The organism is Corynebacterium mustelae (assembly GCF_001020985.1).
Taxonomy (GTDB): Bacteria; Actinomycetota; Actinomycetes; order Mycobacteriales; family Mycobacteriaceae; genus Corynebacterium; species Corynebacterium mustelae.
Genome location: NZ_CP011542.1, coordinates 2867518 through 2879282, shown reverse-complemented (window position 1 = coordinate 2879282; position 11765 = coordinate 2867518). Strand labels below are relative to the sequence as shown.

10 protein-coding genes are annotated in these 11765 nt (G+C 51.7%); 9 read left to right on the top strand and 1 reads right to left on the bottom strand.

The features are described from left to right. Window positions 1-532 precede the first annotated feature (532 nt). Window positions 533-1426 carry a phosphoribosylaminoimidazolesuccinocarboxamide synthase gene (locus CMUST_RS12825; RefSeq protein ID WP_047262838.1) on the top strand — a complete coding sequence of 298 codons (894 nt, stop codon included), beginning with the start codon at window positions 533-535 and terminating at the stop codon, window positions 1424-1426. Between the two features lie 77 nt (window positions 1427-1503). Here CMUST_RS12825 and CMUST_RS12820 read toward each other — a convergent pair whose 3' ends face one another. Continuing rightward, window positions 1504-2301, bottom strand: coding sequence for a hypothetical protein (locus tag CMUST_RS12820; protein WP_052844774.1), 798 nt, complete (start codon window positions 2299-2301; stop codon window positions 1504-1506). 126 nt (window positions 2302-2427) lie between these two features. Here CMUST_RS12820 and CMUST_RS12815 point away from each other — a divergent pair, with 126 nt between their 5' ends. From CMUST_RS12815 to CMUST_RS12780, 8 genes are all read left to right on the top strand, one after another. Beyond that, window positions 2428-4545: a S9 family peptidase gene (locus CMUST_RS12815; RefSeq protein WP_047262837.1), complete on the top strand. Its 2118-nt coding sequence runs from the start codon at window positions 2428-2430 to the stop codon at window positions 4543-4545. Between the two features lie 152 nt (window positions 4546-4697). Beyond that, entirely contained in the window at window positions 4698-5168 is a 471-nt protein-coding gene (locus CMUST_RS12810; protein ID WP_047262836.1) for a glutathione peroxidase, read from the top strand. Between the two features lie 118 nt (window positions 5169-5286). After that, window positions 5287-5523: a phosphoribosylformylglycinamidine synthase subunit PurS gene (purS, locus tag CMUST_RS12805; protein WP_047262835.1), complete on the top strand. Its 237-nt coding sequence runs from the start codon at window positions 5287-5289 to the stop codon at window positions 5521-5523. Window positions 5524-5527: 4 nt separating this feature from the next. Beyond that, complete coding sequence (purQ, locus tag CMUST_RS12800) at window positions 5528-6199, top strand: phosphoribosylformylglycinamidine synthase subunit PurQ (protein ID WP_047262834.1); 672 nt, start codon at window positions 5528-5530, stop codon at window positions 6197-6199. 15 nt (window positions 6200-6214) lie between these two features. Further along, window positions 6215-8506: a phosphoribosylformylglycinamidine synthase subunit PurL gene (purL, locus tag CMUST_RS12795; protein ID WP_047262833.1), complete on the top strand. Its 2292-nt coding sequence runs from the start codon at window positions 6215-6217 to the stop codon at window positions 8504-8506. Between the two features lie 867 nt (window positions 8507-9373). Then, entirely contained in the window at window positions 9374-9667 is a 294-nt protein-coding gene (locus tag CMUST_RS12790) for a hypothetical protein (protein WP_047262832.1), read from the top strand. A gap of 6 nt (window positions 9668-9673) precedes the next feature. Next, a complete protein-coding gene (locus CMUST_RS12785) occupies window positions 9674-10531 on the top strand; it encodes a class C sortase (RefSeq protein WP_047262831.1) in 858 nt (285 codons plus the stop codon). 15 nt (window positions 10532-10546) lie between these two features. Next, on the top strand, window positions 10547-11761 hold the full coding sequence (locus CMUST_RS12780) for an isopeptide-forming domain-containing protein (protein ID WP_047262830.1): 1215 nt from the start codon (window positions 10547-10549) through the stop codon (window positions 11759-11761). Window positions 11762-11765 lie beyond the last annotated feature (4 nt).

Here is an 11765-nt window from a genome sequence, read left to right as displayed (position 1 = left end):
TACGCTCACTTGTAGAAGTTCGTGGCGTAAACCAGTACGAGATAGAAGTGTGTTGCGAAGCGCGTCTGTGGGGTTGCTTTTCGACGCCTTGCTGCGAGGTTTCGCAGCACACGGGTTGTGCTGGGGGATTGCTGTGTGCTGCGAAGGTGGGAAATGGGGCTGGGGTTGTGGGTATGGTTTTGCGGAAATGCAGCACTGAGGTTTGTTCAGGTAGTGGTGGTTGTGGGGCTGTGCTGCGAAGTGTGCCTGTGGGGTTGCTTTTCGACGCCCTGCTGTGAGGTTTCGCAGCACACGGGTTGAGGGCTTAGGAAAGCATTCAACTCCGATTAAAGGGTTGCGCCTGATAAAGCACATCGCCTTGATATAGGGTGCGGTAGCTTGTTTGGCCCTGGTGGCGTCGAAAAGCGGGACACTATTAAAGGGGTGGGATTAATCAAATAAATACGGCTCTATCTGCTGTTTTTATATCGTTATGTGTATTACATTTCATTAACTAGCCTTTTGTTTTTAAATAGGTCTACACTCATTCCTTATGCGTCCTGAACTCTCCCAGTACAATCACGTCTCTGCGGGTAAGGTTCGTGAGATCTACGAGATCGACGAAGAAAACCTGCTCATGGTCGTTTCCGACCGAATTTCGGCGTATGACCACATCCTGGACACCGAAATTCCAGACAAGGGTCGAGTACTCACCGCGATGAGTATGTTCTTTTTTGACAACATCGATTTCCCCAACCACCTGGCAGGCGGTATCGACGATCCCCGAATTCCAGAAGAAGTATTGGGTCGTGCGATGGTGTGCAAGAAGCTGAAAATGGTGCCGTTTGAATGCGTTGTGCGCGGTTATCTCACCGGTTCGGGGTTGAAAGAATACCAAGAGACTGGTGCCGTTTGCGGCATTGAACTTCCAGAGGGGCTGGTTGAAGCATCAAAGCTACCGGAGCCGATTTTCACCCCAGCAACCAAGGCAGATATTGGTGACCATGATGAAAATGTCACCTTTGAGCAGGTAGTTGAGAAGCTCGGCGAAGCCCGTGCGAATGAATTGCGCGATGCCAGCATTCGTATTTATGCCGAAGCGGCGAAGATGGCTGAGGAGAAGGGCCTGATCCTTGCGGATACAAAGTTTGAATTTGGGATCGACGAGGATGGTTCCTTGGTGCTTGCCGACGAGGTACTGACCCCAGATTCTTCCCGCTATTGGCCTGCAGCGGGGTACCAGGCGGGTAAAGTTCAGCCAAGCTTTGATAAACAGTTTGTGCGCAACTGGTTGACTTCCGCGAAGTCCGGTTGGGATAAAGACTCCCAACTTCCGCCACCGCCACTTCCAGGCTCAGTGGTTGAAGCCACGCGGGAACGCTACGTGGAAGCGTTTGAGCGGATCACGGGACTGAAATTCTCTTGTTGGATTGGTTGCTGCGCCTAAGCTAAAACATTAAAAACCGCTGGTTGCCTGATCTTAGACTCAGGCAACCAGCGGTTTTACCATGTGCGGTGTAGCGCTTATTTTCGTAACGCGCCCTTCTTGCGTTGCTTTAAGTTGATGGAAATGAATAGCCAGGCAATCAGTGCGATGGTGATCCATGTGATGTACCGGTTGATAACCTCTAGTGTTCCTTGTACCTGGGTGCCAAATGTCACGCCAAGGTAGAGGTAGAACAATTTCAGTAAAGTAATAAAGCCCAAAACCCACAATGATACGAACAAGCCACGGGCACGTTTGATGCCGGAGATTGTGACAATCAGGACAGGTGAAATAGGGGAGAACGGGATACACGACAGCAGGAAGCTGAAACCTTGATGGTTGTAGATGAAGTTTTCCAGCTTGCTAAACCACCGTGGCGGGTGTCCGGCAAACATCATGTCTACAAATTCCTTACCCCAACGTTTACCTAACAAGAAATAAAGCGGTAAGAATTTAGCGGCGCTGAGCGTAGCGATAATGACCACCGCCACCAAATGCCATGGTTTGTCGGAATGAGTGGCGCCTACAGTCAAAACCGCCAGATTGGATCCTGATAGTCCGGCATACAAAAACGGGTGGTTAACCAGTAGCAAAGCTCGAAACGGGATCAGTGCGAAGCCGTAAATGCCAGCAGCTACCATAAGCCCCCATAGCACCCAATCAGCACGGGTGGCGTTGGCTAAAAATTCTGGCAGTTCGCTAGTCGGTTTCGGCTTGGCGGTATCGGTTGCGGTGTCAGCCTCATGATGGTCAGTATCTCTATCGACTTCAGATTTGTGGTCTATCGCGCGTTTCGGTGCGTGACCCTCCGATTCGAAGTGATGCGTGGATGCCATAAATCTCCTTTAACTAACCTTTTTGCTTAAAACTGACAGGCCTTGTCCTCGAAGTGTAGCGCACTGAAAGCCGTTCGTATTACCCGTGTTTTCGCCACTTGCCGCTACCCACTACGATGTAGTCCTATGACTATCAACGCCCCCATTGCGGCACAAAAACCCCATACCCGCAGCCACCACGGCATCGACTTTAACGATAACTACGAATGGTTACGGGAAAAAGAATCTCCCGAAACTATTGCCTACTTGGAAGAAGAAAATGCCTACACAGAGCAAGAAACCAGTAATCTTGCGGAGCTGAAGGAAAACATCTTTCAGGAAATCAAGTCTCGGGTGAAAGAAACTGACATGTCTGTGCCAACCCGGGCGGGCGACTTTTGGTACTACGGTCGCAGCGTGGAGGGCAAGTCCTACGGCATTTCCTGTCGGCTAGCCGTCGATGAAGAGCACGACCCATGGGTTCCACCTGTCATCGACGAAGCGGAAGCCGCGCCGGGTGAGCAGGTGCTGCTTGATCTTAATGAATTGGCAGAAGGCCATGACTTTTTCGCACTTGGTGCCTCCTCGGTGACCACTTCCGGCAGGTACCTGGCTTATTCGGTTGATACGGCTGGTGACGAACGGTTTACCTTGCGCATTAAGGATCTCGACACCGGTGAGCTGCTGCCCGATGTTATTGAGGATGTCTACTACGGTGCTACCTGGGCGGGCGAAGAGTATTTGTTCTACCAGCGGGTTGACGACGCGTGGCGTTCCGATTCCGTCTGGCGGCACCGAATTGGCACGGATGCCAGTGAGGATGTGCGGGTTTTCCACGAGGCTGATGAGCGCTACAACGTTGGTGTGGGTGGTACCCGCAGCGAAAAATACTTGATGATCGAGGTTGCATCGAAGGTAACCAGCGAGGTATGGGTATTGGAACAAGACAACCCTACCGGTGAGTTTCGGGTGATTCGTCCGCGTGAAGAGGGCATCGAATACGTCGTCGAGCATGCGGTTCTAGAGGACAAAGATGCGTGGTTAGTTACCCACAATGCTCATGGTCCTAACTTTGAATTAGGTTGGATGTGGGCTGAGGATCAGCTTGGCAATTTCGGCGATCTTACCGTGCTTGTGGAACACAATGACGATGTTCGCCTTGAGGGGGCCGATACGTTCCGCGACCAGATTGTCATCGCCTACCGTAAGGATGCGATCAGCCGGGCTGCGATAATGAAGCTTAACGACGGCCACCTGGGGAGCTTCGAAGAGCTAAGCTTCGATGAGGAACTCTACAGTCTCGGCATAGCTGGCAATCCGGAGTGGGATGCGCCAGTTTTACGCATGTCCTACACCTCGTTCATTACCCCAAATAAGGTCTATGACTACGTGGTTGCAACCGGGGAAAAGCGACTTTTGAAAGAACAAGAGGTACTTGGCGGCTACAACCCGGATGACTATCAAGCCCACCGGGTATGGGTGAAAGCTAAAGACGGTGCGGAGATTCCAGTCTCCGTTATCCACCGTGCTGACCTTGATTTTTCAAAACCAAACCCCACCTTATTGTACGGCTATGGTGCCTACGAGATTTCCATTGACCCTGGTTTCTCCGTGGCCCGTCTGTCCATGTTGGATCGCGGCATGATTTTTGCCATTGCGCATGTGCGTGGTGGTGGCGAAATGGGTCGTGGCTGGTATGAAAACGGCAAGATGCTGAAAAAGCGCAATACCTTCACTGACTTTATCGCGGTGGCGGATTTCTTCCTGGCGGATAACATAACCACTCGGGATATGTTGGTAGCCGATGGTGGTTCCGCCGGTGGCTTGTTGATGGGTGCGGTGGCGAATATGGGCGGTGACCGGTTTAAGGCGATCGAAGCGAACGTCCCATTTGTCGATCCGCTCACGTCGATCCTTATGCCAGAGCTACCGTTGACCGTGCCGGAGTGGGAAGAGTGGGGTAACCCATACGCTGATCCACAGGTGTACCACTACATGGCCAGCTACGCGCCGTATGAGAATATTGAGGCCAAACCCTACCCCAATATCCTCGCCGTAACCAGCATCAACGATACTCGGGTGTTATACGTTGAGCCAGCAAAGTGGATCGCTAAACTTCGCGCTACCGCGACCGACGGCAAGTTCCTGTTGAAAACCGAAATGGCGGCAGGGCACGGCGGCGTATCTGGCCGGTACGAAAAGTGGCACCAGACTGCTTTCGAATACGCGTGGTTGATTAACCAAGCAACCGGACTCGAAGCCTAAACGGTGCATTGAGGCGGGGATTTCCCCGCCCCGGTTGCGTTGTGGATAGGGGGCATAACGTAACCGAAGCACTTGCTGCTAGCTACGTGCGCGGGATTGCATCTACGCAAAACCGGTGTGGCTGATACGGTGTACTCGGTACATTAGTGTGCATGAGTATTTACGATATCGAGGTCACCACAAACGATGGCACTACAACGACAATGGCGGATTGGGCGGGACATTTATTGCTGATTGTCAATACTGCCTCTAAGTGCGGTTATACCCCGCAGTACGAGTTATTGCAGGATTTGTTTAATGACTACGCCCACCGGGGTCTTTTCGTTATCGGGGTTCCATGTAATCAATTCGCAGAGGAGGAACCGGGTACGGATAAGCAGATCGCGGAGTTTTGTAGCACGAACTATGGGGTGAGCTTCCCGCTGCTTGCCAAAAGTGACGTCAATGGCCCCAATGCGCACCCGCTATATACGTTCTTAAAGGGTGATGGCCCGGACATTGAGTGGAATTTTGAGAAGTTTCTGGTATCGCCAGATGGTGAGGTTGTGGGTAGGTTTGCGCCAGCTATGGAGCCGGACGAAATGCCGATCATTAACATGATTGAGCAGTATTTACCTATCTAAATAATCGGGGGTTTCCTTAAGGATAGTAGAATCTGCTGTTTTTGTGACTAAACTACTTGCATGATGATGCCTGTCGTACGGTGTCTGGCAATTCTACTGTGATTGAGGAGCTTCCAACGTGGCCCGTGTAGTTGTGAACGTGATGTTGAAACCCGAGATTTTGGATCCCCAGGGGCAGCAGGTTGTCCGTGGTTTGGGCTTGCTTGAAATTGAGGGGGTTAGCGATGTTCGTCAAGGTAAACGCTTCGAAATTGAAGTGGACGATACGGTAACTAAAGAGCAGGTTGAAAAGATGGCTGAGAAGCTTCTTGCCAACACTGTTATTGAAGACTACGACATCATCTTCGAGGCGTAACCACATGAGCGCAAAAATCGGAGTTATAACGTTCCCCGGCACGCTTGACGACGTCGACGCCGCCCGCGCGGTGCGATATTCAGGTGCCGAAGCTGTGAGTCTGTGGCACGCTGATTATGATCTCAAAGGCGTCGATGCGGTGGTAGTACCTGGTGGGTTTTCCTACGGCGACTACGTGCGCACCGGCGCTATTTCTGCTCTTGCGCCTGTAATGCAGTCCGTGATCGATGCGGCGGGCAAGGGCATGCCGGTGTTGGGCATTTGTAATGGTTTTCAGATTCTTACTGAGGCGAAGCTTTTGCCAGGCGCGCTGACGCGGAACCAAGGATTGCATTTCCACTGCGTCGATACGCATTTGGTGGTGGAAAACGCCGACACGGCGTGGACCTCCTCATTGACAGCTGGGGATAAGATTCTCATACCTGCTAAGCACGGAGAGGGTCGGTTCCAGGCGTCGGCGGAGACGGTGCGTATGTTGGAAGATGAGGGTCGGGTGGTGTTTCGCTACACCGACAATTTCAATGGTTCGCTCAACGCCATTGCTGGTATCACGAACGAAACTGGCCGTGTGGTGGGTTTGATGCCGCACCCAGAACACGCTATTGATACTTTGACTGGGCCGTCCACTGACGGTTTGCAGTTGTTCCTGTCGGCTGTTGGCACTATCGCTGCTTAAAGGAGAACACGGACAATGACTACTTTCAATGACACCGTTGAGCAGGCGATTAAAAACCCAGATGCGCAACAACCATATGCATCGTTGGGGCTAAAAGACGACGAATACGCCCGCATTAAAGAAATCCTGGGTCGTCGCCCAACCGACGCGGAATTGGCCATGTACTCCGTCATGTGGTCGGAGCACTGTTCTTATAAGTCATCCAAGGTGCACCTGCGGTACTTCGGTGAAACCACTACCGAGGAAATGGGAGCAAAAATTTTGGCTGGTATCGGCGAAAACGCCGGTGTGGTCGATATTGGTGACGGTAATGCGGTGACTTTCCGGGTGGAATCCCATAACCACCCGTCCTATGTGGAGCCGCACCAAGGCGCCGCTACCGGTATTGGTGGTATCGTGCGCGACATCATGGCGATGGGAGCCCGCCCGATCGCGGTCATGGACCAGCTACGGTTTGGCCCGGCGGATGCTCCGGACACCTCCCGGGTTTTGCCAGGTGTTGTTTCCGGTATCTCGCATTATGGCAATTGTCTCGGCCTGCCAAATATTGGCGGTGAGACCATCTTCGACGAGTCCTATGCTGGCAACCCGTTGGTTAACGCGTTGTGTGTGGGAACGTTGAAGGTGGAAGACCTCAAATTGGCTTTCGCTTCTGGGTTGGGTAACAAGGTAATGCTGTTTGGGTCGCGCACTGGTTTGGACGGCATTGGTGGTGTGTCCGTGTTGGCCTCCGATACCTTTGAAGAGGGCGCCGAGCGTAAACTGCCTGCGGTACAGGTGGGCGACCCATTTGCCGAGAAGGTTCTGATTGAATGCTGCCTGGACTTATATAAGGCAGGCGTGGTTGTGGGTATTCAGGACTTGGGTGGTGCTGGATTATCGTGTGCCACCTCTGAACTTGCGGCTGCCGGCGACGGCGGCATGGAAATCAATTTGGATAATGTTCCGCTTCGTGCGAAGAACATGCTGGCTGCTGAGATTTTGTGCTCGGAATCCCAGGAGCGTATGTGCGCGGTGGTGCGGCCAGAGGACGTCGAAAAGTTCACAAAAATCTGTGAGCATTGGGGCGTACCGTGCGCTGAGATTGGTGAGGTCACTGATGGCAAGCACTTGATTATCCGCCATAAGGGAGAGGTTGTGGTGGACGCCCCAGCACACACCATCGCCCACGAGGGGCCGGTGTACACGCGGCCGTTTGCCCGCCCGGAGTGGCAGGATGAACTGCAACAGTTTGGCGGCGTCGAAAAGCCAACTGATGCGGAAAAGATCAAGAAGGCGCTTCTGGATATGATTTCCTCACCGGCGCTTTGTTCGCGGGCGTTTATTACCGATCAATATGATCGCTATGTGCGCGGTAACACGGTACAAGCACAGCATGCGGATGCCGGTGTGCTGCGTATTGACGAAGAAACCAACCGAGGTGTAGCGGTTTCTGCGGATGCTTCGGGACGCTACACCAAACTCGATCCCAATTCTGGTGCCCGGTTGGCGTTGGCGGAAGCATACCGCAACGTGGCGGTTACCGGCGCCCGCCCGGTTGCGGTGACCAATTGCCTGAACTTTGGTTCCCCAGAGGACCCGGGGGTGATGTGGCAGTTCCGTGAAGCAGTTCACGGTTTGGCTGATGGTTGTAAGGAATTGGGCATTCCGGTTTCCGGCGGCAACGTGTCTTTCTATAACCAAACTGGCACTGAGGCGATTTTGCCTACCCCGGTTGTTGGGGTGCTTGGCGTGCTTGACGACGTCCGAGAGTCGATCGGAAACCAGCTACGCACAGTGGAAGCGCAAGAAGAGCTTTATCTGCTGGGTGAAACTTTCGACGAGTTCGGCGGTTCCATTTGGCAGCAAGTTTCTGGTGCTGGGCTATCAGGCATGCCGCCGAAGGTTGATCTGGCTAACGAAGAAAAACTGGTGAATTTCTTCGCCAACCCGAACGTGGTTACCGCTGCCCACGACCTTTCCGAAGGCGGCTTAGGGGCAGCGATCATGGAGATGGCGATCCAAGCAGGTTGTGGTGTCACATTAGATCTGTCTGAGGTGCATGCGGACTTCTTTACCGCGTTGTTCTCTGAGTCGGCGTCGCGCGCTGTGGTGGCGACAACCGATGGGGCTGCGGTGGCGGCTCGTGCGGCGGAATTGGGGATTCCGTGCGTGAAGATCGGCATGACTAGCAGCGAAGATAAGTTTGAGGCTGGACATAGGGAAGTCACGGTTGCGCTGTCATTAGCGGAGCTAAGCGAGGCATGGTCTGCAACTCTTCCGACATTATTTGGGCACGCGATAGGAGCTAATTCGGTTATCGAGTAGCGGGCACATTTGTATTACTAGGAGTTTTCAGCTGGCTTCCACAAATGTGGAAGCCAGCTTCAGTTGTACTAGATATAAGACGCTATGTCTGACGTATTAAGCATCGGATAGCGATTGTAAAAGAATGGGCATCACGCAACCTTGAAATGGGAGACAAAGGGTGCCGGGAGCAGTGCGAATATCATTCCGCTTGAGGGTGAAAGAACTTATAAAAAAGTTTGCATGACGACATGTAGCTGGTAGCAAACTTGGCCAAATGATGACAAATATATTCATTATGGCTACAGGTCGTCCATATTTCGTTCCTATAAATTAGGCTATTGATTAATATGGTTTGACTATGTTGTTGGTGTCGGTATTGGCAGTTTGTGTACTGGAAGTGGGCGAAGGCTCCGCAGGTGTGAGCCTTGTCATTGAGTCAACCATTCCATGGGGAGGTGATTGGTGGTTGTCGTAGCTGGGGTGGTGCGTATGTTGGATGCTGTTGATTCAAAAGTGATCTTTGTTAAGTGTCATGTTTTTGCTTAGGCGTTGGAAGTCTAGCCGTTGCTTGGTTGTGGGACTGTGGCTATGTAGAAGAATTGTATCTACTGCATTGCATGCAATCCGGGGGAGGGTCGATATTGTTCTATTCTTAATTGACATGTTAAGCTTTCTAAGTATTTAAAAAGTTAAACATTTGCTATCTCTTTCTTATTGCGGGAAGTTGAGATAAATGTTCTTGCTAAAAAGTCTGCTTGATTGGCATTAAGCAAGGATGCTAACTCTTTGCAATGTTGACGAAATACTTTTAAGCTAATATTTAGTTAGTTTATGTGAAGCTAGCTGGATTGTGATATTGCTGAACGCATAATCTAGGAGTTAAAGATGACAACAGCTACTGTGTCTAAGAAGGTATTTGCTACTGCCGCCGAATTGGATTGGGGGCAGAAAACCCCGATTGCCAACCTTCGTGCACTTCGGCCAGTTGTGCGTTCCCAGACCCGCAAGATGCCTGCGATTGATTTTTTTAGCAGTTTGCCAGGTATTAAAGAGCAGGTTGACAACCTTCGTGAATCTGAAACGATCGGCCAACCAATGTTAACTGTCATCACAGGTGAAGCGAGCGCTCCACAGCGGGTGTTTGAAACCGCGCCTGATGCATGTGTGCATTTTGCATAGCCCGCCGTGTCGTCGAAAAGCAGCACTAGTAGAACACATCTACGTACGGTCGTTTATCTCCTGCTAGCTGTGGTTGTCCTGCTCGCGCCGGTCATCCTGACAACGATTCACAACCACCAACAATCGCGAATAGCAACAGCTTATTCCCGCGATGTTGCCACGTTGGATCGAACCGAACGTGACGCGTTGTTAAACGCTGCGCGAGAATACAACCAAAACTTGGGCGACAGGGGGATCCAAGACCCCTGGTTAACCCAGCCAGACACCACGAGTCAAGAATTTAAGCACTACAGCAACTTGCTGGCCGTCGATTCAGTCATGGCTCGGTTGCGGGTACCTAATGTTGACATCAACCTACCCGTCTATCACGGAACGGATCTTTCAACCCTGGCGCATGGCGTGGGACATCTATACGGAACCGCGTTGCCTGTAGGCGGGGCTGGAACCCATTCGGTACTGACCGGGCACACGGGATTGACTACCTTGACGATGTTCGACAACTTGCACCGCATCCAGCTGGGAGATGTTTTCGTAGTTGAAACGGTTGGCCAAGTAATGGCTTATGAAGTCGACCAAATTAAAAAGGTGCTGCCTAACCAAATAGATGACATTCGTCCAGTTGCGGGTCAGGAATATGTCACGCTCGTGACCTGCACACCGTATGGCATTAATTCACATCGATTGTTGGTGCGTGGTACCCGAACGGAATTACCTGAACATTTCAGCTCTGCGGAACGAAGTACGTCACCGTGGCAATGGTGGATGACTTTCTCCGTTGTGCTATCAGTCTGCATCCTTGGGTACTTGGTGTGGTGGCTGATGTTTGTCGTCCGTAGAAAAGCACCCGACCACAGCGACAGCTGAAGTAGTGGAATAACGATGAATACAAAAACTCCTATTTTTCTCACCAGCTTACGACTCATGGTGGTTGTAAGCTGCGCAATTTCCGCAGGAATGATGGCGCTGATTTCAACGGTTTACAAGGCAGGTGCCGAGGAAACACCCGGCCCATATTCCGTTCGGGTGTACAAAACTATTAGCGAAACCGCCGATCCTGGCATTGCGCACCAAGGAGTGAGCTTTAGATTACGCAAAGTTGTCGACATCGACCCCACTACCGAAGCGGGACAAAAGAAGCTATCCGAAATAGATTTGCGGGCAGCTATTCGGTTCCCGCACATCGGCGGTGATCGGGTAGAAAAAACAGTCCTTCACAACGGTCAAGCAGTTGCTTTGTTCACGGGATTATCAGCAGGGTTGTACGTGGTGGAGGAACTGCCATACCGCAATGGTGATGTGGCATTTTCGGTGACCGAACCATTTGTTGTAGCCGTACCAACCGTGGATCATGCCGATGTGGAGGTTCATACAAAACACCAACCACAGATTCTTATTAAGCATGTTGACCAAAGCACGGTGACTCCTCACGGTGTACTTCAATACGCGATCGACGCCAATGTTCCATTGCCTGATGCGCACAACCAACTGTATCGGTTCCTATTTGTTGACGAATTGGTTGATGGCCAAGAACTCGTGACGGTTACCGTGCGTGCCTACCAGGCAACATCGTTAAGCCTCTCCGATGTCCCTTTTGATCAGACAGCCGAATCCGGGGTGTTGCTAAGCCATGAGGTTCGAAACAACGACGCTCGGGTGGAGATTGAACTTGACCGTGTTGGGTTAGAAACGTTGGCACAATTACGGCTCCACAATCCTCTCATCACAGTTCGAGCTACCCTAACGGTTCGAGTGGATGATTGGTACCCAGAACGACACGTGCTAACAAATAAGGCCTATTTATACACTGACGGTCGGAATCCGGAATCCGACCCCAATTTTAGCCGAGCAGTCGAATCAAATACCGTTCGGGTCCTAGTCACCCGAACGCCGTCTAGCTTTGAGCCGCCCCTGGGAGAATCAGATACCGCTTCTTATCCGCAACCCGGCAACACACCTTCGAAAAATTTACGTTCAGCTTTGGCGAACACCGGGTCTGCATTGACACTGATCATCGGTTTTGGGCTTCTCCTGCTGTTTGTGGGATGGCGGTTATCGAGGACGCACCGCCCTTACATAGCTAAAGACAATATCTAGCAAG

Bases quoted from the DNA above. Each gene is read 5' to 3' on its own strand.
- CMUST_RS12825 (WP_047262838.1), top strand. From the start codon at position 533: ATGCGTCCTGAACTCTCCCAGTACAATCACGTCTCTGCGGGTAAGGTT.
- CMUST_RS12820 (WP_052844774.1), bottom strand. From the start codon at position 2,301: ATGGCATCCACGCATCACTTCGAATCGGAGGGTCACGCACCGAAACGC.
- CMUST_RS12815 (WP_047262837.1), top strand. From the start codon at position 2,428: ATGACTATCAACGCCCCCATTGCGGCACAAAAACCCCATACCCGCAGC.
- CMUST_RS12810 (WP_047262836.1), top strand. From the start codon at position 4,698: ATGAGTATTTACGATATCGAGGTCACCACAAACGATGGCACTACAACG.
- purQ (WP_047262834.1), top strand. From the start codon at position 5,528: ATGAGCGCAAAAATCGGAGTTATAACGTTCCCCGGCACGCTTGACGAC.
- purL (WP_047262833.1), top strand. From the start codon at position 6,215: ATGACTACTTTCAATGACACCGTTGAGCAGGCGATTAAAAACCCAGAT.
- CMUST_RS12790 (WP_047262832.1), top strand. From the start codon at position 9,374: ATGACAACAGCTACTGTGTCTAAGAAGGTATTTGCTACTGCCGCCGAA.
- CMUST_RS12780 (WP_047262830.1), top strand. From the start codon at position 10,547: ATGAATACAAAAACTCCTATTTTTCTCACCAGCTTACGACTCATGGTG.